Source organism: Pectobacterium sp. A5351 (assembly GCF_028335745.1).
Classification (GTDB): Bacteria; Pseudomonadota; Gammaproteobacteria; order Enterobacterales; family Enterobacteriaceae; genus Pectobacterium.
On record NZ_CP116477.1, the window covers coordinates 3,860,764 to 3,886,367 of the forward strand.

32 protein-coding genes, 1 tRNA gene and 3 rRNA genes are annotated in these 25,604 nt (G+C 48.9%); 6 read left to right on the forward strand and 30 right to left on the reverse strand.

Annotation, left to right across the window (positions count from 1 at the left end; translation table 11 throughout):
* Window positions 1-220: 220 nt before the first annotated feature.
* The 5 genes from metA to O1Q74_RS17730 all read right to left on the reverse strand — a co-directional run bounded on the left by metA (window position 221) and on the right by O1Q74_RS17730 (window position 6,505).
* On the reverse strand, window positions 221-1,150 hold the full coding sequence (metA, locus tag O1Q74_RS17710) for a homoserine O-acetyltransferase MetA (protein ID WP_271874867.1): 930 nt from the start codon (window positions 1,148-1,150) through the stop codon (window positions 221-223).
* 236 nt (window positions 1,151-1,386) lie between these two features.
* Window positions 1,387-1,502 (reverse strand): 5S ribosomal RNA (gene rrf, locus O1Q74_RS17715).
* Between the two features lie 138 nt (window positions 1,503-1,640).
* Window positions 1,641-4,547: ribosomal RNA gene (locus O1Q74_RS17720) — 23S ribosomal RNA — on the reverse strand.
* Window positions 4,548-4,801: 254 nt separating this feature from the next.
* A tRNA-Glu gene (locus O1Q74_RS17725) sits at window positions 4,802-4,877 on the reverse strand.
* Between the two features lie 86 nt (window positions 4,878-4,963).
* Window positions 4,964-6,505: ribosomal RNA gene (locus tag O1Q74_RS17730) — 16S ribosomal RNA — on the reverse strand.
* Together the 16S, 23S and 5S rRNA genes with 1 tRNA gene alongside form the textbook arrangement of a ribosomal RNA operon.
* A 487-nt stretch (window positions 6,506-6,992) precedes the next feature.
* On the opposite strand from O1Q74_RS17730, the gene O1Q74_RS17735 reads away from it, so the two are divergent.
* Entirely contained in the window at window positions 6,993-7,541 is a 549-nt protein-coding gene (locus tag O1Q74_RS17735; RefSeq protein WP_271874868.1) for a gamma carbonic anhydrase family protein, read from the forward strand.
* On the opposite strand, the gene O1Q74_RS17740 is transcribed toward O1Q74_RS17735, so the two are convergent.
* From O1Q74_RS17740 to dprA, 6 genes are read right to left on the reverse strand one after another with little or no spacing between them, the layout of a single operon-like run.
* A complete protein-coding gene (locus tag O1Q74_RS17740) occupies window positions 7,526-7,783 on the reverse strand; it encodes a DUF1488 domain-containing protein (RefSeq protein ID WP_271874869.1) in 258 nt (85 codons plus the stop codon). The genes O1Q74_RS17735 and O1Q74_RS17740 overlap by 16 nt on opposite strands.
* Window positions 7,780-8,607, reverse strand: coding sequence for a shikimate dehydrogenase (gene aroE, locus O1Q74_RS17745; protein WP_271874870.1), 828 nt, complete (start codon window positions 8,605-8,607; stop codon window positions 7,780-7,782). The genes O1Q74_RS17740 and aroE overlap by 4 nt, the downstream gene beginning before the upstream one ends.
* A 19-nt stretch (window positions 8,608-8,626) precedes the next feature.
* Window positions 8,627-9,196: an L-threonylcarbamoyladenylate synthase type 1 TsaC gene (gene tsaC / locus O1Q74_RS17750; protein WP_271874871.1), complete on the reverse strand. Its 570-nt coding sequence runs from the start codon at window positions 9,194-9,196 to the stop codon at window positions 8,627-8,629.
* The gene (locus O1Q74_RS17755) at window positions 9,189-9,746 is read right to left on the reverse strand and encodes a DNA topoisomerase family protein (RefSeq protein WP_271874872.1); all 558 of its coding nucleotides are present in this window, start codon (window positions 9,744-9,746) and stop codon (window positions 9,189-9,191) included. Before O1Q74_RS17755 ends, tsaC begins: the two co-directional genes overlap by 8 nt.
* A 20-nt stretch (window positions 9,747-9,766) precedes the next feature.
* The gene (gene smg / locus O1Q74_RS17760) at window positions 9,767-10,240 is read right to left on the reverse strand and encodes a DUF494 family protein Smg (protein WP_271874873.1); all 474 of its coding nucleotides are present in this window, start codon (window positions 10,238-10,240) and stop codon (window positions 9,767-9,769) included.
* The gene (dprA, locus tag O1Q74_RS17765) at window positions 10,212-11,333 is read right to left on the reverse strand and encodes a DNA-protecting protein DprA (RefSeq protein WP_271874874.1); all 1,122 of its coding nucleotides are present in this window, start codon (window positions 11,331-11,333) and stop codon (window positions 10,212-10,214) included. Before dprA ends, smg begins: the two co-directional genes overlap by 29 nt.
* Before the next feature lie 128 nt (window positions 11,334-11,461).
* On the opposite strand from dprA, the gene def reads away from it, so the two are divergent.
* The 5 genes from def (at window position 11,462) to mscL (ending at window position 16,239) form a co-directional block, all read left to right on the forward strand.
* Window positions 11,462-11,974 (forward strand): peptide deformylase, encoded by a 513-nt coding sequence (gene def / locus O1Q74_RS17770; RefSeq protein ID WP_271874875.1) that lies wholly within the window; start codon window positions 11,462-11,464, stop codon window positions 11,972-11,974.
* A 23-nt stretch (window positions 11,975-11,997) separates the two neighbouring features.
* Window positions 11,998-12,945, forward strand: coding sequence for a methionyl-tRNA formyltransferase (fmt, locus tag O1Q74_RS17775; RefSeq protein WP_271874876.1), 948 nt, complete (start codon window positions 11,998-12,000; stop codon window positions 12,943-12,945).
* 67 nt (window positions 12,946-13,012) lie between these two features.
* Window positions 13,013-14,302, forward strand: a complete 1,290-nt coding sequence (gene rsmB, locus O1Q74_RS17780) for a 16S rRNA (cytosine(967)-C(5))-methyltransferase RsmB (protein ID WP_271874877.1) — start codon at window positions 13,013-13,015, stop codon at window positions 14,300-14,302.
* 56 nt (window positions 14,303-14,358) lie between these two features.
* Window positions 14,359-15,735 (forward strand): Trk system potassium transporter TrkA, encoded by a 1,377-nt coding sequence (gene trkA / locus O1Q74_RS17785; RefSeq protein WP_039308887.1) that lies wholly within the window; start codon window positions 14,359-14,361, stop codon window positions 15,733-15,735.
* Between the two features lie 90 nt (window positions 15,736-15,825).
* Entirely contained in the window at window positions 15,826-16,239 is a 414-nt protein-coding gene (gene mscL / locus O1Q74_RS17790; protein ID WP_271874878.1) for a large-conductance mechanosensitive channel protein MscL, read from the forward strand.
* 30 nt (window positions 16,240-16,269) lie between these two features.
* Here the strand turns inward: mscL and O1Q74_RS17795 are convergent, their stop codons facing one another.
* The 19 genes from O1Q74_RS17795 to rplN all read right to left on the reverse strand — a co-directional run bounded on the left by O1Q74_RS17795 (window position 16,270) and on the right by rplN (window position 25,586).
* Entirely contained in the window at window positions 16,270-16,482 is a 213-nt protein-coding gene (locus O1Q74_RS17795; protein ID WP_271874879.1) for an alternative ribosome-rescue factor A, read from the reverse strand.
* A 113-nt stretch (window positions 16,483-16,595) separates the two neighbouring features.
* On the reverse strand, window positions 16,596-16,955 hold the full coding sequence (locus O1Q74_RS17800) for a DUF1992 domain-containing protein (protein WP_271874880.1): 360 nt from the start codon (window positions 16,953-16,955) through the stop codon (window positions 16,596-16,598).
* Window positions 16,956-17,046: 91 nt separating this feature from the next.
* Window positions 17,047-17,439 carry a 50S ribosomal protein L17 gene (gene rplQ, locus O1Q74_RS17805; protein WP_005970246.1) on the reverse strand — a complete coding sequence of 131 codons (393 nt, stop codon included), beginning with the start codon at window positions 17,437-17,439 and terminating at the stop codon, window positions 17,047-17,049.
* A gap of 40 nt (window positions 17,440-17,479) precedes the next feature.
* Window positions 17,480-18,469 carry a DNA-directed RNA polymerase subunit alpha gene (locus tag O1Q74_RS17810; protein WP_005970247.1) on the reverse strand — a complete coding sequence of 330 codons (990 nt, stop codon included), beginning with the start codon at window positions 18,467-18,469 and terminating at the stop codon, window positions 17,480-17,482.
* 25 nt (window positions 18,470-18,494) lie between these two features.
* Window positions 18,495-19,115 carry a 30S ribosomal protein S4 gene (gene rpsD, locus O1Q74_RS17815; RefSeq protein WP_010286047.1) on the reverse strand — a complete coding sequence of 207 codons (621 nt, stop codon included), beginning with the start codon at window positions 19,113-19,115 and terminating at the stop codon, window positions 18,495-18,497.
* Window positions 19,116-19,145: 30 nt separating this feature from the next.
* A complete protein-coding gene (gene rpsK, locus O1Q74_RS17820) occupies window positions 19,146-19,535 on the reverse strand; it encodes a 30S ribosomal protein S11 (RefSeq protein WP_002919257.1) in 390 nt (129 codons plus the stop codon).
* 16 nt (window positions 19,536-19,551) lie between these two features.
* Entirely contained in the window at window positions 19,552-19,908 is a 357-nt protein-coding gene (gene rpsM / locus O1Q74_RS17825) for a 30S ribosomal protein S13 (protein WP_010286058.1), read from the reverse strand.
* Between the two features lie 146 nt (window positions 19,909-20,054).
* Complete coding sequence (gene rpmJ / locus O1Q74_RS17830; protein WP_002227352.1) at window positions 20,055-20,171, reverse strand: 50S ribosomal protein L36; 117 nt, start codon at window positions 20,169-20,171, stop codon at window positions 20,055-20,057.
* 33 nt (window positions 20,172-20,204) lie between these two features.
* Window positions 20,205-21,536 carry a preprotein translocase subunit SecY gene (secY, locus tag O1Q74_RS17835; protein ID WP_005970255.1) on the reverse strand — a complete coding sequence of 444 codons (1,332 nt, stop codon included), beginning with the start codon at window positions 21,534-21,536 and terminating at the stop codon, window positions 20,205-20,207.
* A gap of 7 nt (window positions 21,537-21,543) precedes the next feature.
* Complete coding sequence (gene rplO / locus O1Q74_RS17840) at window positions 21,544-21,978, reverse strand: 50S ribosomal protein L15 (RefSeq protein ID WP_015841922.1); 435 nt, start codon at window positions 21,976-21,978, stop codon at window positions 21,544-21,546.
* 3 nt (window positions 21,979-21,981) lie between these two features.
* Window positions 21,982-22,161, reverse strand: a complete 180-nt coding sequence (gene rpmD / locus O1Q74_RS17845) for a 50S ribosomal protein L30 (protein WP_004846568.1) — start codon at window positions 22,159-22,161, stop codon at window positions 21,982-21,984.
* Between the two features lie 5 nt (window positions 22,162-22,166).
* Complete coding sequence (gene rpsE / locus O1Q74_RS17850; RefSeq protein WP_005970257.1) at window positions 22,167-22,667, reverse strand: 30S ribosomal protein S5; 501 nt, start codon at window positions 22,665-22,667, stop codon at window positions 22,167-22,169.
* A gap of 14 nt (window positions 22,668-22,681) precedes the next feature.
* Window positions 22,682-23,035 carry a 50S ribosomal protein L18 gene (gene rplR / locus O1Q74_RS17855; RefSeq protein WP_010286111.1) on the reverse strand — a complete coding sequence of 118 codons (354 nt, stop codon included), beginning with the start codon at window positions 23,033-23,035 and terminating at the stop codon, window positions 22,682-22,684.
* A 9-nt stretch (window positions 23,036-23,044) separates the two neighbouring features.
* Window positions 23,045-23,578, reverse strand: a complete 534-nt coding sequence (rplF, locus tag O1Q74_RS17860; protein ID WP_015841923.1) for a 50S ribosomal protein L6 — start codon at window positions 23,576-23,578, stop codon at window positions 23,045-23,047.
* 12 nt (window positions 23,579-23,590) lie between these two features.
* Window positions 23,591-23,983 (reverse strand): 30S ribosomal protein S8, encoded by a 393-nt coding sequence (gene rpsH, locus O1Q74_RS17865; RefSeq protein ID WP_005970261.1) that lies wholly within the window; start codon window positions 23,981-23,983, stop codon window positions 23,591-23,593.
* Window positions 23,984-24,016: 33 nt separating this feature from the next.
* On the reverse strand, window positions 24,017-24,322 hold the full coding sequence (gene rpsN / locus O1Q74_RS17870; RefSeq protein WP_010286114.1) for a 30S ribosomal protein S14: 306 nt from the start codon (window positions 24,320-24,322) through the stop codon (window positions 24,017-24,019).
* Between the two features lie 13 nt (window positions 24,323-24,335).
* Window positions 24,336-24,875: a 50S ribosomal protein L5 gene (gene rplE, locus O1Q74_RS17875; RefSeq protein WP_005970265.1), complete on the reverse strand. Its 540-nt coding sequence runs from the start codon at window positions 24,873-24,875 to the stop codon at window positions 24,336-24,338.
* A 14-nt stretch (window positions 24,876-24,889) separates the two neighbouring features.
* On the reverse strand, window positions 24,890-25,204 hold the full coding sequence (gene rplX / locus O1Q74_RS17880) for a 50S ribosomal protein L24 (protein WP_005970267.1): 315 nt from the start codon (window positions 25,202-25,204) through the stop codon (window positions 24,890-24,892).
* 10 nt (window positions 25,205-25,214) lie between these two features.
* A complete protein-coding gene (gene rplN, locus O1Q74_RS17885) occupies window positions 25,215-25,586 on the reverse strand; it encodes a 50S ribosomal protein L14 (RefSeq protein WP_000613954.1) in 372 nt (123 codons plus the stop codon).
* Window positions 25,587-25,604 lie beyond the last annotated feature (18 nt).

The window sequence follows — 25,604 nt, forward strand, 5'->3', positions numbered from 1 at the left end:
TACATTTCTTAGCCGACAGAATTAAGCGTAATACAATAAAAAACAAAATCAAAAACAATTTCCATTTTTATATACCTTTAAACATAACCCATTAATAAAAATGAAGATAAAAATAGAAAGAGAAAAGAAATGACTTTCACTCATCAATAGAAATGAAATGATTCAGCACAAAAAAGAAAGGCACCTTAAAAGGTGCCTTAGAGAAAAGAAGGGAGATGGCTTAGTCAAGCGTAGGGTTCATTCGACGTAAATCATAAGGCGTAATCTGGTAGACGTAGTAATTCAGCCAGTTAACAAAAAGCAGATGGCCGTGGCTACGCCAGCTCGCTTTCGGTGCCAGTTCAGGGTTGTCGTCAGGGAAATAGTTAACCGGAACCGCCGGATCCAAGCCAGCGTCGTAATCACGGAAAAACTCTCCCGCCAGTGTCAGAACATCATATTCTGGGTGTCCGGTAACAAACGCCAGACGCTTATCTTTGCTGGCAAACAGATAGGCGCCCGCTTGCTCTGACTCAACCAGAATATCTAAATCTGTATGCTGGCGAATCACATCAACCGGAAAATCCGCATAGCGCGAATGTGGTGCCAGAAACGTTTCGTCAAAGCCACGGGTCAGCAACGCATGGGGTTGTAACGTTTGATGCGAATAAACGCCAGATAGCTTTTCCTTGCGGGTCATCTTAGGAATACCGTAGAGGATATTGAGAGCAGCCTGCACAGCCCAACACACAAATAATGTGGAGGTAACATGCTCTTTTGCCCACTCGATGACACGCGCGATCTGTGGCCAATAAACAACATCGCAGAAATCGACTAATCCCAGCGGGGCACCAGTTACAATCAAGCCATCAAAGTTTTCATTCTGGATGTCCTCGAAATCACAGTAGAAGTTATTCAAATGCTCGGCTGGCGTATTCTTTGATTCACGACTATCGATACGTAGCAGTTGAATATCGATCTGTAATGGCGAATTGGATAGCAGGCGCAGAAACTGGTTTTCAGTCTCGATCTTTTTAGGCATCAGGTTCAGCACCAGCACTTTGAGGGGACGTATTTCCTGCGTTTTAGCACGCGAGGACGTCATGACAAAGACGTTCTCATTACGCAGAAAATTGACGGCTGGTAACTCATCAGGAACCCGAATTGGCATAACCTTATATCCTCAAAGCATACGTTTAAACGTTTAGACATCCAGATGCCCGAAGATAGCGAGTTTTCGTTCTAATGTCGAGTGCTCAGCGCATAAGGTGAAAATGTTTCACGAGATTCAATATGCACAATCAGAACGACTTCTGCTTAATACGTTTGAGCGCGTCAGAATCACTAACGCGAGCGACATATAGCAAAAAGCCCCTGTCTTTCGACAGGGGCCTTCCACTATTTGATGCCTGGCAGTTCCCTACTCTCACATGGGGAAGCCCCACACTACCATCGGCGCTACGGCGTTTCACTTCTGAGTTCGGCATGGGGTCAGGTGGGACCACCGCGCTATCGCCGCCAGGCAAATTCTGTTTCATTCCAACCGTTGTACTTCACTCACTTTCGTGTGTTTGTGTACAACCATCAGAACCAATCTTCGAACAAGCTAAATATCAAAACACTTCTCTATAAGTCATCTCACAAAACACCTTCGGTGTTGTAAGGTTAAGCCTCTCGGGTCATTAGTACTGGTTAGCTCAACGTATCGCTACGCTTACACACCCAGCCTATCTACGTCGTCGTCTTCAACGGCCCTTCAGGGGTATCAAGTACCCAGGGAAGACTCATCTCGAGGCAAGTTTCCCGCTTAGATGCTTTCAGCGGTTATCTCTTCCGCACTTAGCTACCGGGCAATGCAATTGGCATCACAACCCGTACACCAGTGGTGCGTTCACTCCGGTCCTCTCGTACTAGGAGCAACCCCTCTCAATCTTCCAACGCCCACGGCAGATAGGGACCGAACTGTCTCACGACGTTCTAAACCCAGCTCGCGTACCACTTTAAATGGCGAACAGCCATACCCTTGGGACCTACTTCAGCCCCAGGATGTGATGAGCCGACATCGAGGTGCCAAACACCGCCGTCGATATGAACTCTTGGGCGGTATCAGCCTGTTATCCCCGGAGTACCTTTTATCCGTTGAGCGATGGCCCTTCCATTCAGAACCACCGGATCACTAAGACCTGCTTTCGCACCTGCTCGAGCTGTCACTCTCGCAGTCAAGCTAGCTTATGCCTTTGCACTAACCTCCTGATGTCCGACCAGGATTAGCTAACCTTCGTGCTCCTCCGTTACGCTTTGGGAGGAGACCGCCCCAGTCAAACTACCCACCAGACACTGTCCGCAACCCGGATTACGGGCCCACGTTAGAACATCAAACATTAAAGGGTGGTATTTCAAGGTCGGCTCCACGCAGACTGGCGTCCACGCTTCAAAGCCTCCCACCTATCCTACACATCAAGGCTCAAGGTTCAGTGTCAAGCTATAGTAAAGGTTCACGGGGTCTTTCCGTCTTGCCGCGGGTACACTGCATCTTCACAGCGAGTTCAATTTCACTGAGTCTCGGGTGGAGACAGCCTGGCCATCATTACGCCATTCGTGCAGGTCGGAACTTACCCGACAAGGAATTTCGCTACCTTAGGACCGTTATAGTTACGGCCGCCGTTTACCGGGGCTTCGATCAAGAGCTTCGCCTTGCGGCTGACCCCATCAATTAACCTTCCGGCACCGGGCAGGCGTCACACCGTATACGTCCACTTTCGTGTTTGCACAGTGCTGTGTTTTTATTAAACAGTTGCAGCCAGCTGGTATCTTCGACTGGTCTCAGCTCCATCCGCGAGGGACTTCACCTTACACCAGCGTGCCTTCTCCCGAAGTTACGGCACCATTTTGCCTAGTTCCTTCACCCGAGTTCTCTCAAGCGCCTGAGTATTCTCTACCTGACCACCTGTGTCGGTTTGGGGTACGATTCGGTGTTACCTGGAGCTTAGAGGCTTTTCCTGGAAGCGTAGCATCAGTTACTTCATCACCGTAGTGACTCGTCATCACGCCTCAGTGTTAATGATGACCCGGATTTACCAAAGTCACCCACCTTCACGCTTAAACCGGGACAACCGTCGCCCGGATAACCTAGCTTTCTCCGTCCCCCCTTCGCAGTAACACCCAGTACAGGAATATTAACCTGTTTCCCATCGACTACGCTTTTCAGCCTCGCCTTAGGGGTCGACTCACCCTGCCCCGATTAACGTTGGACAGGAACCCTTGGTCTTCCGGCGTGCGGGTTTTTCACCCGCATTATCGTTACTTATGTCAGCATTCGCACTTCTGATACCTCCAGCACCCCTCACAGGACACCTTCGCAGGCTTACAGAACGCTCCCCTACCCAACAACACCTGAGTGTCGCTGCCGCAGCTTCGGTGCATGGTTTAGCCCCGTTACATCTTCCGCGCAGGCCGACTCGACCAGTGAGCTATTACGCTTTCTTTAAATGATGGCTGCTTCTAAGCCAACATCCTGGCTGTCTGTGCCTTCCCACATCGTTTCCCACTTAACCATGACTTTGGGACCTTAGCTGGCGGTCTGGGTTGTTTCCCTCTTCACGACGAACGTTAGCACCCGCCGTGTGTCTCCCGTGATAACATTCTTCGGTATTCGTAGTTTGCATCGGGTTGGTAAGTCGGGATGACCCCCTAGCCGAAACAGTGCTCTACCCCCGAAGATGAATTCACGAGGCGCTACCTAAATAGCTTTCGGGGAGAACCAGCTATCTCCCGGTTTGATTGGCCTTTCACCCCCAGCCACAAGTCATCCGCTAATTTTTCAACATTAGTCGGTTCGGTCCTCCAGTTAGTGTTACCCAACCTTCAACCTGCCCATGGCTAGATCACCGGGTTTCGGGTCTATACCCTGCAACTTAACGCCCAGTTAAGACTCGGTTTCCCTGCGGCTCCCCTATTCGGTTAACCTTGCTACAGAATATAAGTCGCTGACCCATTATACAAAAGGTACGCAGTCACCTAACAAGTAGGCTCCCACTGCTTGTACGTACACGGTTTCAGGTTCTATTTCACTCCCCTCGCCGGGGTTCTTTTCGCCTTTCCCTCACGGTACTGGTTCACTATCGGTCAGTCAGGAGTATTTAGCCTTGGAGGATGGTCCCCCCATATTCAGACAGGATGTCACGTGTCCCGCCCTACTCATCGAACTCACAACTTGTGCATTTTTGTGTACGGGACTATCACCCTTTACTGTGCGACTTTCCAGACGCTTCCACTCACACACAAACTGATTCAGGTTCTGGGCTCCTCCCCGTTCGCTCGCCGCTACTGGGGGAATCTCGGTTGATTTCTTTTCCTCGGGGTACTGAGATGTTTCAGTTCCCCCGGTTCGCCTCATGACACTATGGATTCATGTCATGATAGTGTGTCGAAACACACTGGGTTTCCCCATTCGGGTATCGTCGGGTATAACGCTTCATATCAGCTTACCGACGCTTATCGCAGATTAGCACGCCCTTCATCGCCTCTGACTGCCTAGGCATCCACCGTGTACGCTTAGTCGCTTAACCTCACAACCCGAAGGTGTCTTGAAGACACATTCGCGCTGCGATTATTTGAGAGACTCATTGACAGACTGATTCATTGCTCACACCACATTACTGTCGTGTCAGTATGTTCAGCTGTCATGTTTCAATTTTCAGCTTGTTCCAGATTGTTAAAGAGCAATATCTTAAACCCTGACTATTACTAATCAGTTTTAAGATATGAGGTAAGTAGTTGACTTACTGAAGACCCCCGCTTTCACCGGAATGGTCGGATGCGCTGGCGTCCCCTAGGGGATTCGAACCCCTGTTACCGCCGTGAAAGGGCGGTGTCCTAGGCCTCTAGACGAAGGGGACACGACACCGTACTTTGTTGACGCTTTTGCTCATTATTTTCATCAGACAATCTGTGTGAGCACTTCACTCAACGCACATCTTCTTGGTAAGGAGGTGATCCAACCGCAGGTTCCCCTACGGTTACCTTGTTACGACTTCACCCCAGTCATGAATCACAAAGTGGTAAGCGCCCTCCCGAAGGTTAAGCTACCTACTTCTTTTGCAACCCACTCCCATGGTGTGACGGGCGGTGTGTACAAGGCCCGGGAACGTATTCACCGTAGCATTCTGATCTACGATTACTAGCGATTCCGACTTCATGGAGTCGAGTTGCAGACTCCAATCCGGACTACGACGTACTTTATGAGGTCCGCTTGCTCTCGCGAGGTCGCTTCTCTTTGTATACGCCATTGTAGCACGTGTGTAGCCCTACTCGTAAGGGCCATGATGACTTGACGTCATCCCCACCTTCCTCCAGTTTATCACTGGCAGTCTCCTTTGAGTTCCCGGCCTAACCGCTGGCAACAAAGGATAAGGGTTGCGCTCGTTGCGGGACTTAACCCAACATTTCACAACACGAGCTGACGACAGCCATGCAGCACCTGTCTCACAGTTCCCGAAGGCACTAAGGTATCTCTACCGAATTCTGTGGATGTCAAGAGTAGGTAAGGTTCTTCGCGTTGCATCGAATTAAACCACATGCTCCACCGCTTGTGCGGGCCCCCGTCAATTCATTTGAGTTTTAACCTTGCGGCCGTACTCCCCAGGCGGTCGATTTAACGCGTTAGCTCCGGAAGCCACGCCTCAAGGGCACAACCTCCAAATCGACATCGTTTACAGCGTGGACTACCAGGGTATCTAATCCTGTTTGCTCCCCACGCTTTCGCACCTGAGCGTCAGTCTTTGTCCAGGGGGCCGCCTTCGCCACCGGTATTCCTCCAGATCTCTACGCATTTCACCGCTACACCTGGAATTCTACCCCCCTCTACAAGACTCTAGCTTGCCAGTTTCAAATGCAGTTCCCAAGTTAAGCTCGGGGATTTCACATCTGACTTAACAAACCGCCTGCGTGCGCTTTACGCCCAGTCATTCCGATTAACGCTTGCACCCTCCGTATTACCGCGGCTGCTGGCACGGAGTTAGCCGGTGCTTCTTCTGCGGGTAACGTCAATCGATGAGGTTATTAACCTCACCGCCTTCCTCCCCGCTGAAAGTGCTTTACAACCCGAAGGCCTTCTTCACACACGCGGCATGGCTGCATCAGGCTTGCGCCCATTGTGCAATATTCCCCACTGCTGCCTCCCGTAGGAGTCTGGACCGTGTCTCAGTTCCAGTGTGGCTGGTCATCCTCTCAGACCAGCTAGGGATCGTCGCCTAGGTGAGCCATTACCTCACCTACCAGCTAATCCCATCTGGGCACATCTGATGGCGCGAGGCCCGAAGGTCCCCCGCTTTGGTCCGAAGACGTTATGCGGTATTAGCTACCGTTTCCAGTAGTTATCCCCCTCCATCAGGCAGTTTCCCAGACATTACTCACCCGTCCGCCGCTCGTCACCCAAGGAGCAAGCTCCTCTGTGCTACCGCCCGACTTGCATGTGTTAGGCCTGCCGCCAGCGTTCAATCTGAGCCATGATCAAACTCTTCAATTTAAGATTTGTTTGATTTGCTGAACTCGTCAGCGATGCTCAAAGAATTAAAACTGTTTATTCGTAATGAATTTACTGTTGTTCACTCTTCAAGACTTTTTATATCGTTGAGATACGGTATTGTGAGTGCCCACACAGATTGTCTGATTAAATTGTTAAAGAGCAGTGCGTTGCGGCCTTAACCACTTCGCGAGGTGGCGTATATTACGCTTATCACCTGCAGAGTCAACGTTTATTTTAAAGCGTTTTCTCTTTCTTTACCTACCCGGTTGTGAGTCACAGCGCCGTGTCGATGGAGGCGCATTATAGGGATCCGTTTTCGTTACACAACAACTTTCTTGATCTTTTTTTCCGTTCGCCTGTTTTTCAACCCTTTCGATGAGATCTTACTCGATCCACACCACTTTTCAGTTGCCGATGTCTCATATCTGTCGATATTTTGTCTGTAATACGAATAATCAGTATGTGGCAAATAACTACGAGGTTGTCGATGAGTGCAAAAACATTCCGTCGTTATAACGGTATTTCTCCCATTTTAGGCGAAAGAGTTATGGTCGATCATTCCAGCGTGGTGATTGGCAAAGTAACACTAGGCGATGATGTCGGTGTCTGGCCCCTTGTCGCCATACGCGGTGACGTTAACTACATTGCTATTGGTGCAAGGAGTAATGTTCAGGACGGTTCTGTACTTCATGTCACCCACTGCTCAGAGAAAAAACCAGAAGGTAATCCACTTATTATTGGTGAAGACGTCACAGTGGGCCATAAAGCGATGCTGCACGGTTGCCAAATAGGAAATCGGGTTTTGGTCGGAATGGGATCAATACTCTTGGATGGAGCGATTGTTGAAGATGATGTCATGATTGGCGCAGGCAGCTTGGTCCCTCCAGGAAAACGGCTAGAGAAGGGACATCTATATCTCGGCAGCCCAGTCAAAAAAATTCGGCCACTCACACAAGAAGAAATAGAAGGGTTGATTTACTCGGCAGACAACTATGTTCGTTGGAAAGATGAATATCTTGCTCAGGACAATGAGTAATAACCTTCATCATCCCATTCTTCAGCAACGATCATTTTTTCTAGTTCATCCTCAAGATCCCATCGATACTCCCTGAACAGTGCCAGCCACCGTTCAGGGCTATCACCGCCATAACGTTGCTGGAGCAGCTCTGCGCTGACTAAACATTCCTGCTGAAAGCCATTCACTAAAACGGGAAAGCGGATCGCCATTACCTCATCATCCCAACTTTCACGATCTGGGAACTGGAACGCCTGATTCACTTCGCAAGCTCCTGCTTTAGTATACCGATCACGGGTTCCACATCAGGCATAACGCCATGCCAAAGCTTAAACGCATGGGCCGCTTGCCCCACCAACATTCCCAAGCCATCTGCATAACGGATAGCACCATGCTGTACGCACCATGACAAAAAGGGGGTCAGTTGCGGCAGATAGAACATGTCATAACAACCTGTATCCGGCGAAATGAGTTCTGGCGGTAAATTAGGAATACTGTCGTACATCCCAGAAGATGTCGCATTAATGATCAGATCGAATGACTGACCCTGTAAATCGTCGAGAGCAACAGCTTGAATATCTCCAATGCCACTGAAGATCTTAACTAATTCATCAGCCTTGGAAAACGTCCTATTCGTCAGCACAACCGTACAGCCATAAGCCAGTAAGGGTTGGATAACCCCTCGCGCTGCACCACCAGCACCAACCAGCAACACACGATCCAACGGCTTTACCAGCGCCAATCGTTGCAGATCGCTAAGTAAACCAATGCCATCCGTATTATGACCAAACAGGCGACCGTCACTCAGCCTCTTCAATGTATTGACCGCCCCAGCAAGCGCCGCGCATTCGCTACGTTCATCGGCTTCAGCAAAGGCACGCTCTTTAAAGGGCGCAGTCACATTCGCCCCACCAGCACCATCACGAAAATACTGGCGCAGCATCTGCTCAAAATTATCCAGAGGCGCTAACACGCGCTGGTACGTCAACGTTATCCCCGTCTGTGCAGCAAATAGCTCATGTATGCGAGGTGATTTACTATGTGCAATCGGATTGCCAAAAACCGCAAAAGACGTTACTTCAGACACGTTCCTCTCCAACTTGTCGTTACCCCTGACGAATAAGCTCGCCTGTTAATACATCCCTGATTTCCGATGGGTTCATTCTTCCCCCGACATCCCCAACTAGCACAGGAAAATCATCACCAAACTGCTGAGAGACTTCCTGAGCAGTACGGCAGGGAGGTTGACCACTTAAATTGGCGCTAGTCGACACCAGCGGTTTACCGTAACGCTGACACAGTTCTTTGACTAACGGATGGTCGCTAATGCGCACCGCAAGCGAAGAAAATTGCCCCGTTAACCATTGCGGAGTCGTGCGTTTTGCAGGCAATACCCAAGTAACCGGACCAGGCCATGTAGAAAACATCATAGCCTTCTGCTCATCGGACAACGCGCTGTCATCAATATAAGGAGCAAGTTGGCTAAAATCTGCCGCAATCAGGATCAATCCTTTTTGCCAGGGGCGCTGTTTTAACGCTAGCAGGCGATTAACCGCCACCTCACTATCAGGATCGCAGCCCAACCCAAACACCGCTTCAGTCGGGTACGCAATAACCTGCTGGTTATGTAATTCCCGTAAAACGGGAATCATTAGTTCATCAGAGACATCACTCATTCTTATCAACTTCTGCCGCTACCGGCTTTCCACATAATTTACTGGCACAAAATAGCTTGGTACCTTGCGCCGTTTTTTTTTCAAACAATAAGGCGTAATGGCAAGAAGGACATTCACCCGCGATCGGCTTATGGTTTAACGTAAACTGACAATCGGGATAGCGATCGCAAGAATGAAACACCTTACCGTAGCGAGACTTACGCTGTAACAGCGTGCCTTCATTACACTGTGGGCATCGAATCGCCGTTTCATCAGGGCGATCGATAGTCTCGGTATGATGGCATTCAGGGTAATTGCCACAGCCGATGAACATCCCATAACGGCCTTGCCTTAATACCAATGTCGACTGACAAAGTGGGCATTGCTGCCCATCCAACACTTTGACGATATGTCCATCAGCCTGCGCTTTCAGTGGGCGAATGAATTCGCATTCTGGATACGCAGAACAGCCGAGAAACGGGCCGTGCCGACCAGAACGGATAACCAGCACAGACCCACAGTCTGGACATATTTCCTGTTTTTTTTCAGCAAACAGTATGGGCTTAGCCATTTGAAATGTTATCCCTCTGGCTATTGCACATAACCGTCATTGACCTCAAAGAGTAATTCTTCCATTTGCTGATAGGCATTCTCACAGCCAGGCACATTGAAAAGCACCATGAGGATGACCCACTTCAGATCTTCCAGATCGAACTCCTGCGTTTCCAACGCCATGACGCGTTCGATGACCATCTCCCGCGTTTCAAGATTCAGAACCTGAATTTGCTCAAGGAACAATAAAAAGCCACGACATTCCGCATCAAGACGCATCTCCTCATCCTGCGTATAGATCCGCATAGCCAGAGGATCGTTCGCCAAATAAAGCGGAGCAGTCTGCCCTTCCTGAATATCGGCCAATTTTTCCAGCCAACTCAACGCGCTATAGATATCGTTACGATCGAATCCAGCGCGGGTGAGGTCATCAGTTAACGTATCCTGATCGACACGCATTTCAGTTTCATTGTGGATGTAGCTCTCAAACAAGTACATGAGTACGTCGAACATGGCCTGCCCTCCTTAATCGGACATAGCCGCCGGGTACTGCTGCGATCCATCCTGCTAACTCCAGCTCTAATAGCTTGGTGACTATCTCTGGCACAGGTTGGCCGGCACGTTCAGCGACAACGTCAACAGGTGTAACCTCATCTCCTACGTTAGCCAACACGTCGGCAAATGGCAATTCGCCATCCTCTTCTTCGTTAGAAATAGTTTGCCCGCTTTCCATTGACAGCCACTGTAGCTCACTCACCAATTGCTCAAGAATATCCTTCGGATGTGTAACCAGGTTGGCTCCTTGCTGGATCAACCAGTGCGTTCCCTCAGTCATAGGGTTACCGATTGGCCCTGGCAGAGCGAAAACCTCACGCCCTTGTTCTAAAGCATAACGTGCCGTGACCAGCGACCCGCTGCGGATAGACGCTTCAATAACCAGAACCCCCAACCCTAACCCGCTAATGATACGATTTCTTCTGGGAAAGTTGGTTGGGAAAGGCGGCATCGCGAGGGGAAATTCGGAGACCAATGCACCGCCAGCACCACAAATACGTTCGGCAAGCTTAACGTGCCGCTTGGGATAAATATTCTCCAGTCCGCTTCCTAACACGGCAATGGTTCTCCCCCCTGCATCCAAAGCAGCACGATGAGCAATACCATCAATACCAATGGCTAACCCACTTGTCACAGTAAGGTCATTTGCGGCAAGTTCTTGAGCAAAAAATCCTCCCCAGCGTTCGCCGTAAGCACTGCTGTCTCGGCTACCAATAATCGATATCTGTGGCGATGCCAATAACTCAGGAGAGCCAGACACAAAAAGCAACAGTGGAAAATCACGAATGTTGTTCAACAGAAAAGGATACAGGGCGTCTTCGCACGTCACGATATGATGATTGGGATAAGACAACCAATTAAGTGTTTCTTCCAAGCTCTTACGATCATAGGAACAGAATTGTGCGATTTGCTCATCAGACAGGCCTAACGTGCGCAGGCTCTCATGATCGAACGTTTTTAAATTAATAAGTTTTCTGACAATAACCCGAGCGCGCAAGGTGCCCAGGTGCCTTACCCCCGCCATACGTAGCCAAATTTCCGTTGATAGCATCAGCGTCCCTTATTCCGCTATGTTCAGATAAGTGGTGCAATTCAGTGCTGATGCTGTCAATCGGGGCAGGAAATGTCTAGAATGAGCGCTAAGACTCTCTCACTATTCAGATACAGATCTAAATATATATGGCAGTTTTGCAGGTATTACATTTCCCAGACGAGCGGCTCCGCATTACTGCGCAGCCCGTAAAAGAAGTCAATGCAGATATTCAACGTATCGTGGATGATATGTTCGATACCATGTACGAAGAAGAAGGTATTGGGCTTGCCGCAACACAGGTGGATATTCATCAGCGTATTATTGTCATTGACGTCTCTGAAGAACGAAACCAACGGCTGGTGCTGATCAATCCCGAGCTGATTGAAAAGAGCGGCGATACGGGTATCGAAGAGGGTTGCCTGTCGATCCCTGAAACGCGTGCGCTGGTTCCTCGTTCAGAGCATGTAAAAGTGCGTGCATTAGATCGTGAAGGTAAGACGTTCGAGCTCGAAGCAAGCGAACTACTTGCCATTTGCATTCAGCATGAAATGGATCATCTGGTTGGGAAACTGTTTATCGATTACCTTTCCCCGCTTAAACGCCAGCGCATTCGTCAAAAACTGGAAAAACTGGCTAAGCAGAATAGCCGAGCCCGCTAATTTTCATCCTGACAGGAAGCACCGTGTCTGATTCTTTACGCATAATCTTTGCCGGCACCCCTGACTTTGCAGCGCGTCATCTTGACGCGCTTTTATCATCAGGACATGAGGTCGTTGGCGTTTTCACCCAGCCCGATCGCCCATCTGGCAGAGGCAACAAGCTCACCCCCAGTCCGGTGAAAGTACTGGCAGAGCAACATAACATTCCCGTTTTTCAGCCTAAATCTCTGCGACCAGCAGAAAATCAGGCGATGGTTCAGGCGTTAGATGCCGATGTTATGGTCGTTGTCGCCTACGGCTTAATTCTGCCGCAGCCCGTATTATCCATGCCGCGCCTTGGCTGCATTAATGTCCACGGTTCTCTGTTGCCTCTCTGGCGTGGTGCGGCGCCAATTCAGCGTGCACTGTGGGCTGGGGATAGCGAAACCGGTGTGACGATCATGCAAATGGATGTCGGACTTGATACCGGTGCAATGCTGCACAAAATTTCATGCCCCATCCTGCCTCAAGATACCAGCGCAACGTTGTACGATAAACTTGCTGAGCTGGGACCGCGTGGCTTATTGGAAACGCTGGAACAACTTGCTGATGGCATCGCTGTCGCTGAAGCGCAAAATGACGCCCTTGCCACCTACGCAGAAAAGCTCAGCAAAGAAGAAGCTCGTCTAAACTGGCAGTTATCTGCCGAGCAACTTGAGCGTTGTATTCGTGCTTTTAATCCTTGGCCTGTCAGCTATTTCACGGTAGATGAACAACCGGTGAAAGTCTGGAAAGCCGAGGTCATTACTACAGCACATAGTACATTGCCCGGCACCATCCTTCAGGCAGATAAACAGGGTATTCAGGTGGCAACAGCTGCGGGTATCTTGAATATTCAGGAATTGCAGCCTGCCGGCAAAAAAGTGATGAGTGCGCAGGATCTGCTTAACTCACGTCGTGAGTGGTTCGCTCCCGGTAATACACTGGGCTAATCTATTTTTCATACCGGCGTCATGCCGGTATATCCTCTCTTTTTTACGTATACGTCATCGCTAACACATGAAAAGCTCATACAATCTACGCAGTATTGCCGCAAAAGTGGTGGGACAGGTTCTGGATCAGGGACAGTCACTCAGTGCCTTATTACCTGTTCATCAGCGTGAAGTTTCCGAGAAAGATCGCGCACTTTTACAAGAGCTTTGCTTTGGCGTATTGCGCGTTTTACCTCAGTTGGAGTGGTGTATTCAGCAGCTGATGGCAAAACCCCTGACGGGCAAACAACGCACGCTGCATTACCTCATCATGGTCGGCATTTACCAATTGCACTACACTCGAATCCCGCCACATGCGGCTCTGGCAGAAACGGTAGAAGGTGCCGTCGCACTAAAACGGCCACAGCTCAAGGGGCTGATTAATGGCGTATTGCGTCAATTCCAGCGCCAGCAGGAAGAACTCATTCAGCGTGAAGCAACTCACTCATCTCACTACCTGCATCCAAGCTGGTTGCTGGAACGTATTGAGCATGCCTATCCAAATCACTGGCAAAGCATCGTTGAGGCAAATAACCAGCGCCCTCCGATGTGGCTACGTGTGAATCGGTTACATCATACGCGGGAAGCGTACTTAAATTTACTGGCGCAAGAGGGAATCGAAGCATTTCCTCATACTGAATACTCCGATGCGATACGGTTAGCTTCTCCCTGCGCCGTCGATCAATTACCGGGCTTTTCACAAGGATGGGCAACGGTGCAGGATGCTTCTGCTCAAGGCTGCGTCTATTGGCTCGATCCACAAAATGGCGAACAGATCCTCGATCTCTGCGCTGCACCCGGTGGAAAAACGACGCACATTTTAGAAGCTGCACCCAAATCTCACGTGCTCGCTGTCGATATTGATGAGACGCGTTTAAGTCGGGTAAAAGAAAATTTACTGCGATTACAAATGCATGCAGAAGTGAAACAAGGTGATGGGCGTTACCCCGATTCGTGGTGTGAAGGGCGCATGTTTGATCGTATTCTGTTGGATGCTCCTTGTTCCGCCACTGGCGTGATTCGTCGTCATCCTGATATCAAATGGCTACGCCGGGACAGAGATATCGAGGAGTTGGTTGCACTGCAAAAAGAAATTCTTGACGCCATTTGGCCACATCTCAAAGCAGGCGGCACAATGGTCTACGCCACTTGCTCCATTCTGCCGCAAGAAAACGCCCAACAAGTTACGGATTTCCTGACTCGCCATACCGATGCAACACTGGTTGATACAGGAACACAAGAACAGCCAGGCATACAGATGCTTCCTCATGCTGATGGTGGCGATGGTTTCTTTTATGCGAAGCTGGTAAAAAACTGATATTGAACCCAGTATTGTCTGCAACAGGCAGCAATCAATAAACGGCATGGCTTATTATGAAAATTATCATCCTTGGCGCGGGTCAGGTCGGCGGAACACTGGCAGAAAATCTAGCAGGTGAAAACAACGACATCACTGTCGTTGATACTGATGCAAACCGGTTACGCCAGCTTCAGGATAAGTTTGATCTGCGTGTCGTTACTGGCTATGCCTCTCATCCGCGAGTGCTACGTGAAGCAGGAGCGGAAGATGCGGATATGCTGGTCGCCGTTACCAATTCAGATGAAACGAATATGGTAGCCTGCCAGATCGCTTATTCTCTTTTCAAAACACCAAACCGGATCGCGCGCATCCGTGCTGCCGAATACATCCGTGAATCAGAACAGCTGTTTTTACCCGAAGCGGTTCCCATCGACCACTTGATCTCCCCAGAACAACTGGTGATCGATAACATCTACAAACTGATCGAATATCCCGGAGCGCTCCAGGTCGTCAACTTCGCCGAAGGCAAAGTGAGTCTTGCTGCGGTTAATGCCTATTATGGCGGCCCGCTGGTTGGCAATGCCCTCACCTCTCTTCGTGAACACATTCCCCATGTAGATACCCGCGTTGCGGCTATTTTCCGTCACGATCGTCCGATTCGCCCACAGGGTTCCACTATCATCGAAGCCGGTGACGAAGTGTTTTTTGTTGCTGCCTCCCAACATATTCGCGCAGTGATGAGCGAATTGCAGCGCCTTGAGAAACCGTATAAAAGGATCATGATCGTTGGCGGAGGTAACGTCGGTGCAGGATTAGCCCAGCGGTTAGAAAAAGACTACAGCATCAAGTTGATAGAACGAAATGCAGATCGTGCAGCAGAGCTGGCTGAGCTTCTGCAAAATACGGTGGTATTTCATGGCGATGCTTCAGACCAGGAACTCCTTGCCGAAGAACATATTGAGCAGATTGATGTATTCATCGCCATTACCAATGATGACGAAGCGAATATTATGTCAGCGATGCTGGCCAAACGTATGGGTGCGAAAAAAGTAATGGTGCTCATCCAACGTCGAGCTTATGTCGATCTGGTCCAGGGTAGCGTCATTGATGTCGCTATCTCCCCACAGCAGGCAACCATTTCTGCGCTACTCAGCCACGTCCGTAAGGCAGATATCGTTAGCGTATCCTCCTTGCGCCGTGGTGTGGCCGAAGCAATCGAGGCCATCGCCCACGGTGATGAAGGCACATCGAAAGTTGTCGGAAGAATGATCGAAGATATTAAGCTTCCACCTGGTACCACTATCGGCGCAATTGTTCGCGGTGATGACGTCATCATTGCCAATGCAAATAGCAAAATCGAGCAAGGCGATCATGTCATCATGTTCTTAGCTGACAAAAAATTTGTACCTGATGTTGAACGACTATTTCAACCAAGTCCCTTCTTTTTGTAATGTAGGAACAGATTTATCACGAATCGATAATCTGGCAAAGATACGGCTATTGGTTAGAATTAATTTATATTTTTGGCAAGGAGAACAGATATGAGCATCATCAAAGAATTCAGAGAGTTTGCCATGCGTGGCAATGTTGTCGATTTGGCGGTGGGTGTCATTATTGGTGCTGCTTTCGGCAAAATTGTCTCTTCGCTGGTATCAGATATTATTATGCCGCCACTTGGGCTTTTGATTGGCGGGGTCGATTTTAAACAATTCAGCCTAATTCTTCGTGATGCCCAAGGCGAAATTCCCGCCGTTGTCATGAACTATGGCGCTTTCATTCAAAATATTTTCGACTTTGTCATCGTCGCTTTCGCGATCTTTATGGCAATCAAACTCATGAACAAGCTACGCCGCAAGCAGGAGGATGTACCTGCCGCACCGCCGAAGCCTAGCGCTGAAGAGAAACTGTTAGCTGAAATTCGCGACTTATTGAAAGAACAACAGCCTAAACAATAAGAACTGAGCTTTTATTAATTCTTACTTTCGCTACACAAAAAGCAGAAAGGCCAGAGGTAAATAATCACTTGATTGCTTACCACTGGCCTCCCAACTACCTTTCTTCACATGTTTTTCTTTTCTACGATAACTTCCTTTACCTTTTTCATTCACTTCAATACGTTGGCGAAACAGTGGGTCATGTAACAGTGCCTCAATGGCGTTGTCCTGAATTTTCCCACGCTTATGACGATATGTGGTCATCATCACTCCTAAGAAAGTTGGGTTAATAAGCTGTATATGTATCAATAAATCAGGCGGAGTATATAGCCGAAATGGAAAGATGAGAATAGCAATCTGGAGAATTCTTCTGGCAGCTAGAACTTTTCATTGAACTGTGTTTTGTATTCCTGATGTAGAAAATCAGTATTGATCCCTTTCTGCTGCAAGCTCATTTCCAACATACGCAAGCGTCGAGAAGCTTTTTCGTATTCAGGAGAATCACGGGATATCGTTTCAAGAAAGTCGGTTAGTTGTAAAGCGTCTTTCCTTTCTTGAAGTTCTACAGGCAAATAGCCAGCATTCTTGAGTAGCCGATAGGCGGTTCTTAGTTCCTGTGGTATGCCACTATCATCATCAAGAATCAAAGGGCTGCCGGAACCTGAAAGATTGTCAAAAACACCGTCTTCCTGAGCCTTGCGGATACATTTTTCAACTAACTCATCAATCAACCACATGGCAATCTCTCACCTGTTTTCATTAATGGAGCTTAGTTTATTTCAGATGTAAAAAAACCGGGTTTCCCCGGTTTTTTTATGCTCTTACAGATTACTCTGCAGTAGCAACTTCTTCTGTCTGAGAGACTGAGCGATCAACGAGCTCGATGTATGCCATCGGCGCATTGTCACCAGCACGGAAGCCACACTTCAGAATACGAGTGTAACCACCGGCACGGCTCGCGAAACGCGGGCCCAGTTCATTAAACAGTTTTGCCACGATCTCGTTATCACGAGTACGGGCGAATGCCAGACGACGATTAGCAACGCTGTCGGTCTTGGCAAGAGTAATCAGCGGTTCAACAACGCGACGCAGCTCTTTCGCTTTCGGCAGGGTCGTCTTGATGATTTCATGACGAACCAAAGAACTAGCCATGTTACGGAACATAGCCTGACGATGGCTGCTGTTACGGTTCAGTTGACGACCACTCTTACGATGGCGCATGACCTTATCCTTCTCAGTAAAACCTTAACCTGTGATCTGGTTACTCATCAGCAATGCTTGCCGGTGGCCAGTTTTCCAGGCGCATGCCCAGAGACAGACCACGGGAAGCCAGTACGTCTTTAATCTCAGTAAGAGATTTTTTACCCAGGTTAGGCGTTTTAAGCAGCTCAACCTCGGTACGCTGTACCAGATCACCGATGTAGTGGATAGCTTCTGCCTTAAGGCAGTTAGCAGAGCGGACAGTCAATTCCAGATCGTCAACAGGGCGCAGCAGAATCGGATCGAATTCTGGTTTCTCTTCTTTAACTTCTGGCTGACGAACATCACGTAAGTCAACAAAAGCTTCAAGTTGTTCGGCCAGAATGGTAGCCGCACGGCGGATCGCCTCTTCAGGATCGATCGTGCCATTGGTTTCCATTTCGATGACTAGCTTGTCCAAGTCAGTACGCTGTTCTACACGAGCCGCTTCAACATTGTAGGCAATACGCTCTACAGGGCTGTAGCAAGCATCAACTAACAGACGACCAATCGGGCGCTCATCTTCTTCCGTATGAATACGGGCAGATGCCGGCACATAACCACGACCACGTTGAACTTTGATACGCATACTAATAGATGCGTTCTCATCGGTCAGATGGCAAATTAAGTGCTGCGGCTTGACGATTTCGACATCACCATCATGGATGATGTCGGCTGCAGTCACAGGGCCAATGCCAGATTTATTCAGGGTAAGAATAACTTCATCTTTGCCTTGAACTCTCACCGCCAGCCCTTTCAGGTTGAGCAGGATTTCCAGGATATCTTCCTGTACGCCTTCTTTGGTGCTGTACTCATGCAGTACACCATCAATCTCAACCTCGGTCACCGCGCAACCTGGCATGGATGAAAGCAGAATACGGCGCAGTGCGTTGCCAAGAGTATGGCCGAAGCCTCGCTCTAATGGCTCAAGGGTCACCTTGGCGTGCGTCGAACTCACTTGCTCGATATCAACCAGGCGCGGTTTTAGAAACTCTGTCACAGAACCCTGCATTGTGTCCTCTCTTTGGTACTAAGCTTTACTTGGAGTAAAGCTCGACGATCAGGTGTTCATTAATGTCCGCAGACAGATCGGTACGTTCAGGAATACGCTTGAACACACCTTCCATCTTGGCAGCATCAACTTCCAGCCAAGTTGGCTTTTCACGCTGTTCAGCCAGCTCCAGAGCGGCTTTCACGCGAGATTGCTTTTTCGCTTTCTCACGGATGCTGACTACGTCATTCGGGGATACCTGATAAGAAGCGATGCTAACAACGCGACCGTTTACCATGATAGCTTTGTGGCTAACCATCTGACGTGCTTCGGCACGAGTGGCACCAAAACCCATACGATAAACAACGTTATCCAGACGACCTTCCAGCAGTTGCAGCAGGTTTGCACCTGTGTTGCCTTTCAGACGTGCAGCTTCTTTATAATAGTTACGGAACTGACGCTCCAGAACACCGTAGATACGGCGAACTTTTTGCTTTTCACGCAACTGTACACCATAGTCAGACAAACGCGGTTTACGCGCACCGTGCTGGCCAGGAGCTTGTTCAATTTTACACTTGGAATCGATCGCACGAACACCAGACTTCAGGAACAGGTCGGTGCCTTCACGACGGCTCAGCTTGAGCTTAGGACCCAAATATCTTGCCATTTTCTTTCTCCAACAATCCTAAAAGCGGCGTTATACGCGGCGCTTTTTCGGCGGACGACAACCGTTATGAGGGATCGGAGTCACATCAGTAATATTAGTGATGCGGAAACCAGCCGCGTTCAATGCGCGGATAGTAGACTCACGGCCCGGACCAGGTCCTTTAACCATAACTTCCAGGTTCTTAATACCGTACTCTTTCACGGCCTCTGCGCAACGTTCTGCAGCTACCTGAGCAGCGAACGGCGTAGATTTACGAGAACCACGGAAGCCGGAACCACCAGCAGTTGCCCAACCCAGCGCATTACCCTGACGATCAGTAATGGTTACGATGGTGTTGTTGAAAGAAGCATGGATATGAGCCACACCGTCAGAGACTTGCTTTCTTACACGCTTACGTGCACGAATAGGTGCCTTTGCCATTATTCAATCACCCCGATTATTTCTTGATCGGTTTGCGCGGACCCTTACGGGTACGGGCGTTAGTCTTGGTACGCTGACCGCGAACCGGCAGACCACGACGATGACGCAAACCACGATAAGTACCAAGGTCCATAAGACGCTTGATGCTCAGGGTAACTTCACGACGCAGATCACCTTCTACAACAAACTTGGCAACTTCGTCACGCAGCTTATCGATTTGCTCTTCAGACAGCTCACTGATCTTAACATCTTCGGCAATTCCTGTTGCAGCACAAATAGCCTGCGAACGGGTTTTACCGATACCGAAAATCGACGTTAACGCAATAACGGTATGTTTATGATCAGGAATGTTAATGCCTGCTATACGGGCCACTATGCACTCCTACAATTTTATACAGCAACACCATTCTGAAAAGCCCGTTTTCAGGATACTCAAATAATGTTGCAGTTACATACAAAAGATTGGCTGGCTAATCTAGCCAGCTCAATCCAACTTTGCAAGAAAAATATGCGAGATAATCAGCCTTGACGCTGTTTATGCTTCGGTTCGGCACTGCAGATCACACGAACGACACCGTTACGCTTAACAATCTTACAGTTACGACATAATTTCTTGACGGAAGCACGAACTTTCATTTTTACTCTCCGTAACTTCTCAAGCTCACCTAATTAACGGTTATAGCCTTTCAGGTTTGCTTTCTTCAATGCAGACTCATATTGACTCGACATCATCAGAGTTTGCACTTGAGCCATAAAGTCCATGATGACGACAACAACGATCAATAAAGATGTACCCCCGAAATAGAAAGGTACTTTCATTGCGTCACGCATAAACTCCGGGATCAGGCAGATAAAAGTAATATACATCGCACCAATCAGAGTCAGGCGAGTCATCACTTTATCGATATATTTCGCCGTTTGCTCTCCCGGACGAATTCCTGGCACGAATGCACCGGACTTCTTCAGGTTATCTGCTGTTTCACGCGGGTTGAAAACCAACGCAGTGTAGAAGAAACAGAAGAAGATGATTGCAGACGCATAGAGTAACACATAAAGCGGTTGTCCGGGTTGCAAATACAGCGAAATAGTTGTCAGCCAGTTCCAACCGGTACCGCCCCCAAACCAAGATGCAATCGTGGCAGGGAACAGAATAATACTGGAAGCAAAGATCGCGGGAATAACCCCAGCCATATTCACCTTCAGCGGTAAATGCGTACTCTGTGCTGCATAAACACGACGACCTTGTTGACGTTTTGCATAATTAACGACGATACGACGTTGACCACGCTCAATGAAAACAACGAAGAAGGTTACTGCAAACACTAAAACTGCAACCAACAGCAACAGGAGGAAGTGCAGGTCGCCTTGCCGAGCTTGCTCGATGGTATGGCCAATGGCCGGCGGTAGACCCGCAACAATACCAGCGAAGATTATGATCGAGATACCGTTACCGATACCACGCTCAGTAATCTGTTCTCCCAGCCACATCAGGAACATTGTCCCAGTAACCAGGCTTACAACAGCGGTAAAGTAGAAAGCAAAACCCGGATTTATCACCAAGTCTTGCATTCCAGGCATATTCGGCAGACCAGTAGCAATACCGATCGACTGGAATATAGCCAATACCAAGGTACCGTAGCGGGTATACTGGCTTATCTTACGACGGCCAGCTTCCCCTTCTTTCTTTATTTCAGCTAACGCAGGATGAACCACCGTCAGCAACTGGATAATAATCGACGCCGAAATATACGGCATAATACCCAGAGCAAAGATAGAAGCACGGCTGAGAGCACCACCAGAGAACATGTTAAACATTTCAATGATGGTGCCTCGCTGCTGTTCAAGCAATTTGGCAAGCACAGTGGCATCAATACCAGGAATCGGAATAAAAGAGCCAATACGGAAAACAATTAGCGCACCGATAACAAACAAAAGTCTGCGCTTCAGTTCACCAACTCCGCCTTTAGCACTCTGAAAATCTAATCCTGGTTGTTTGGCCATCTGCTACTTATTCCTCAATTTTACCGCCAGCAGCTTCGATAGCAGCACGAGCACCTTTAGTGACACGCAGACCACGAATCGTTACCGGACGAGCAACTTCACCAGACAGAATCACTTTCGCGAATTCAATCTGAATGCCAATAACATTAGCGGCTTTCAGCGTATTCAGGTCAACTACGTCGCCTTCTACTTTAGCAAGATCAGACAGACGAACTTCTGATGTGATCATCGCTTTACGAGAAGTAAAACCGAATTTCGGCAGACGACGGTATAAAGGCATCTGACCACCTTCAAAACCACGACGTACGCCACCGCCAGAACGAGATTTCTGACCTTTGTGACCACGACCGCCAGTTTTGCCCAGGCCAGAACCGATACCACGACCTAAACGCTTCGGTGCGTGTTTAGCACCTTCGGCCGGAGACAGAGTATTTAAACGCATCTGTTACTCCTCCACTTTAACCATGTAGGAAACCGCGTTGACCATACCACGAACTGCAGGAGTATCCTCACGTTCAACAGTATGACCAATACGACGCAGACCCAGGCCAAGCAGTGTCGCCTTATGTTTCGGCAGACGACCGATTGCACTACGGGTTTGAGTGATTTTAATAGTCTTTGCCACGGTCATTACCCCAGAATTTCTTCAACGGATTTACCACGCTTGGCAGCGACCATTTCCGGGGACTTCATGTTGGCCAAACCATCAATCGTTGCACGAACCACGTTAATTGGGTTAGTGGAACCATAGGCTTTAGCCAATACGTTGTGAACCCCTGCAACTTCCAAAACGGCGCGCATTGCACCACCGGCGATAATACCGGTACCTTCGGAAGCTGGCTGCATGAACACACGAGAACCCGTGTGAGCACCTTTAACTGGGTGCTGCAGGGTGCCGTTGTTCAGCGCGACATTCATCATATTGCGACGGGCTTTTTCCATCGCTTTCTGGATCGCTGCTGGAACTTCGCGAGCTTTACCGTAACCAAAACCAACGCGGCCGTTGCCATCACCCACTACAGTCAGTGCGGTGAAGCTGAAAATACGACCACCTTTAACGGTTTTAGATACGCGATTTACCGCGATCAGCTTTTCCTGCAGTTCGCCAGCTTGTTTCTCGATGTGAGCCATCTTACACCTCTACCTTAGAACTGAAGGCCAGCTTCACGGGCAGCATCTGCCAGTGCTTGGACTCGACCATGATATTGGAAACCGGAACGGTCGAAAGAGACATCTTTGATGCCTTTTTCTAACGCGCGTTCTGCAATAGCTTTACCTATTGCACTTGCTGCGTCTTTATTACCGGTAGACTTCAGTTGTTCAGCGATAGCTTTTTCTACAGTAGAAGCGGCTACCAGGACTTCAGAACCGTTCGGTGCAATGACCTGCGCATAAATATGGCGTGGAGTACGATGTACCACCAGACGCGTCGCACCCAGTTCCTGGAGCTTGCGGCGTGCGCGGGTCGCACGACGGATACGAGCTGCTTTCTTATCCATAGTGTTACCTTACTTCTTCTTAGCCTCTTTGGTACGCACGACTTCGTCGGCGTAACGGACACCCTTGCCTTTGTAAGGCTCAGGACGACGGTAGGCGCGTAATTCCGCAGCAACCTGACCAATAACCTGCTTATCAGCACCTTTCAGTACGATTTCAGTTTGGCTTGGGCATTCTGCAGTAATACCTGCCGGCAGTGCGTGATCTACTGGGTGAGAGAACCCAAGAGACAGGTTAACCACATTGCCTTTAACAGCAGCACGGTAACCAACACCAACCAGTTGCAGCTTCTTAGTGAAGCCTTCGGTAACACCGATAACCATTGCGTTCAACAGAGCGCGAGTGGTGCCCGCTTGGGCCCATCCGTCAACGAAACCTTCGCGCGGAGCGAAAGTCAGAGCGTTGTCAGCTTGTTTCACTTCAACAGCATCGTGGATCTTACGACTCAGCTCGCCGTTTTTACCCTTAATCGAAATATCCTGACCGTTGAGTTTTACCTCTACGCCGGCAGGAATGACGACGGGTGCTTTTGCAACACGAGACATTTTTCCTCCCGATTAAGCTACGTAGCAGATAATCTCGCCACCAAGACCAGCCTGGCGAGCTGCACGATCAGTCATAACACCTTTAGAGGTAGAAACAACTGCGATACCCAAACCGGCCATAACTTTTGGCAGCTCATCTTTTCTTTTATAGATGCGCAGACCTGGACGGCTTACTCGCTGAATGCTTTCTACCACAGCCTTGCCCTGGAAATATTTAAGTTCTAATTCCAGAACTGGCTTGGTGTCGCCTTCGATTTTGAAATCTTCAATGTAACCTTCTTCCTTCAGCACGTTGGCAATTGCCACTTTCAGCTTGGAGGAAGGCATGGTGACCGCAACTTTGTTCGCGGCTTGACCGTTACGGATACGGGTCAGCATATCCGCGATCGGATCTTGCATGCTCATCTGTCTTTACTCCCGTGATTCAATTGGTGACAATTACCAGCTAGCCTTTTTCAGACCCGGAATTTCACCGCGCATAGCGGCTTCACGGACCTTGATACGGCTCAACCCGAACTTCCGCAGGAAAGCGTGCGGACGACCAGTTTGGCGGCAGCGATTACGCTGACGAGACGGGCTGGAATCACGCGGCAGAGTCTGCAGCTTAAGAACTGCATCCCAACGATCTTCGTCGGATGAGTTCACACCAGAGATGATAGCTTTCAATTCCTCGCGTTTAGCGCGGTATTTTTCAGCCAGTTTCACACGAACAACTTCGCGTGCTTTCATGGATTGCTTAGCCATTAGTAACCCTACCTTACTTGCGGAATGGGAAGTTAAAGGCGGCCAACAGCGCACGGCCTTCATCATCGGATTTCGCAGTAGTGGTGATGGTAATGTCCAAACCACGAACGCGATCGACTTTATCGTAGTCGATTTCCGGGAAGATGATCTGCTCACGCACACCCATGCTGTAGTTACCACGGCCATCGAATGACTTGGCAGACAAGCCACGGAAGTCACGAATACGCGGTACAGCAATGGAAATCAGACGCTCAAGGAACTCCCACATGCGCTCGCCACGCAGAGTCACTTTACAGCCGATCGGATAGCCCTGACGGATTTTGAAGCCTGCAACAGATTTGCGTGCTTTGGTGATCAACGGTTTTTGACCGGAGATTGCTGCCAGATCAGCTGCTGCGTTATCCAGCAGTTTCTTGTCAGCGATCGCTTCACCAACACCCATATTCAGGGTGATCTTCTCGACCCGAGGGACTTGCATGACAGAATTGTAGTTAAACTCAGTCATGAGTTTTTTAACTACTTCGTCTTTGTAGTAATCATGCAGTTTCGCCATCGTACTACTCCAAATTACTTGATAGTTTCGCTATTAGATTTAAAGAAACGGACTTTTTTGCCGTCTTCGAATCTAAAGCCTACACGGTCAGCCTTACCAGTTGCCGCATTGAAGATTGCAAGGTTAGAAACTTGAATTGCAGCTTCTTTTTCAACAATGCCGCCTGGTTGATTCAGGGCCGGAACCGGCTTCTGATGTTTTTTAACCAGGTTAATACCTTCAACAATGACCTTACTAGCAGACAGGACATTTTTTACTTTACCGCGCTTACCTTTATCTTTGCCGGTTAGCACGATAACTTCGTCATCACGACGGATTTTCGCTGCCATGATTCGCTCCTTAAAGTACTTCTGGTGCCAGAGAGATAATTTTCATGAACTTCTCATTACGCAGTTCACGAGTTACCGGCCCAAAAATACGCGTACCGATAGGCTGTTCGCTGTTATTGTTTAAAATAACGCAAGCATTGCCATCGAAGCGAATGACAGAACCGTCCGGGCGACGAACACCCTTCTTGGTGCGCACCACTACCGCCTTCAGAACATCGCCTTTTTTCACCTTACCGCGAGGAATTGCTTCCTTGATGGTAATTTTGATGATATCGCCGACGCCTGCGTAGCGACGGTGCGAGCCACCTAGAACCTTGATACACATTACGCGACGTGCACCGGAATTATCGGCCACATTCAGCATAGTCTGTTCTTGGATCATTTTAGTGCTCCGCTAATG

What these genes read in the sequence shown, in the direction of transcription:
- metA (WP_271874867.1), bottom strand. Translation starts at nt 1,150, where the DNA reads ATGCCAATTCGGGTTCCTGATGAGTTACCAGCCGTCAATTTTCTGCGT.
- O1Q74_RS17735 (WP_271874868.1), top strand. Translation starts at nt 6,993, where the DNA reads ATGAGTGCAAAAACATTCCGTCGTTATAACGGTATTTCTCCCATTTTA.
- tsaC (WP_271874871.1), bottom strand. Translation starts at nt 9,196, where the DNA reads ATGAGTGATGTCTCTGATGAACTAATGATTCCCGTTTTACGGGAATTA.
- O1Q74_RS17755 (WP_271874872.1), bottom strand. Translation starts at nt 9,746, where the DNA reads ATGGCTAAGCCCATACTGTTTGCTGAAAAAAAACAGGAAATATGTCCA.
- smg (WP_271874873.1), bottom strand. Translation starts at nt 10,240, where the DNA reads ATGTTCGACGTACTCATGTACTTGTTTGAGAGCTACATCCACAATGAA.
- dprA (WP_271874874.1), bottom strand. Translation starts at nt 11,333, where the DNA reads ATGCTATCAACGGAAATTTGGCTACGTATGGCGGGGGTAAGGCACCTG.
- def (WP_271874875.1), top strand. Translation starts at nt 11,462, where the DNA reads ATGGCAGTTTTGCAGGTATTACATTTCCCAGACGAGCGGCTCCGCATT.
- rsmB (WP_271874877.1), top strand. Translation starts at nt 13,013, where the DNA reads ATGAAAAGCTCATACAATCTACGCAGTATTGCCGCAAAAGTGGTGGGA.
- trkA (WP_039308887.1), top strand. Translation starts at nt 14,359, where the DNA reads ATGAAAATTATCATCCTTGGCGCGGGTCAGGTCGGCGGAACACTGGCA.
- mscL (WP_271874878.1), top strand. Translation starts at nt 15,826, where the DNA reads ATGAGCATCATCAAAGAATTCAGAGAGTTTGCCATGCGTGGCAATGTT.
- O1Q74_RS17795 (WP_271874879.1), bottom strand. Translation starts at nt 16,482, where the DNA reads ATGACCACATATCGTCATAAGCGTGGGAAAATTCAGGACAACGCCATT.
- O1Q74_RS17800 (WP_271874880.1), bottom strand. Translation starts at nt 16,955, where the DNA reads ATGTGGTTGATTGATGAGTTAGTTGAAAAATGTATCCGCAAGGCTCAG.
- rplQ (WP_005970246.1), bottom strand. Translation starts at nt 17,439, where the DNA reads ATGCGCCATCGTAAGAGTGGTCGTCAACTGAACCGTAACAGCAGCCAT.
- O1Q74_RS17810 (WP_005970247.1), bottom strand. Translation starts at nt 18,469, where the DNA reads ATGCAGGGTTCTGTGACAGAGTTTCTAAAACCGCGCCTGGTTGATATC.
- rpsD (WP_010286047.1), bottom strand. Translation starts at nt 19,115, where the DNA reads ATGGCAAGATATTTGGGTCCTAAGCTCAAGCTGAGCCGTCGTGAAGGC.
- rpsK (WP_002919257.1), bottom strand. Translation starts at nt 19,535, where the DNA reads ATGGCAAAGGCACCTATTCGTGCACGTAAGCGTGTAAGAAAGCAAGTC.
- rpmJ (WP_002227352.1), bottom strand. Translation starts at nt 20,171, where the DNA reads ATGAAAGTTCGTGCTTCCGTCAAGAAATTATGTCGTAACTGTAAGATT.
- secY (WP_005970255.1), bottom strand. Translation starts at nt 21,536, where the DNA reads ATGGCCAAACAACCAGGATTAGATTTTCAGAGTGCTAAAGGCGGAGTT.
- rplO (WP_015841922.1), bottom strand. Translation starts at nt 21,978, where the DNA reads ATGCGTTTAAATACTCTGTCTCCGGCCGAAGGTGCTAAACACGCACCG.
- rpsE (WP_005970257.1), bottom strand. Translation starts at nt 22,667, where the DNA reads ATGGCTCACATCGAGAAACAAGCTGGCGAACTGCAGGAAAAGCTGATC.
- rplR (WP_010286111.1), bottom strand. Translation starts at nt 23,035, where the DNA reads ATGGATAAGAAAGCAGCTCGTATCCGTCGTGCGACCCGCGCACGCCGC.
- rplF (WP_015841923.1), bottom strand. Translation starts at nt 23,578, where the DNA reads ATGTCTCGTGTTGCAAAAGCACCCGTCGTCATTCCTGCCGGCGTAGAG.
- rpsH (WP_005970261.1), bottom strand. Translation starts at nt 23,983, where the DNA reads ATGAGCATGCAAGATCCGATCGCGGATATGCTGACCCGTATCCGTAAC.
- rpsN (WP_010286114.1), bottom strand. Translation starts at nt 24,322, where the DNA reads ATGGCTAAGCAATCCATGAAAGCACGCGAAGTTGTTCGTGTGAAACTG.
- rplE (WP_005970265.1), bottom strand. Translation starts at nt 24,875, where the DNA reads ATGGCGAAACTGCATGATTACTACAAAGACGAAGTAGTTAAAAAACTC.
- rplX (WP_005970267.1), bottom strand. Translation starts at nt 25,204, where the DNA reads ATGGCAGCGAAAATCCGTCGTGATGACGAAGTTATCGTGCTAACCGGC.
- rplN (WP_000613954.1), bottom strand. Translation starts at nt 25,586, where the DNA reads ATGATCCAAGAACAGACTATGCTGAATGTGGCCGATAATTCCGGTGCA.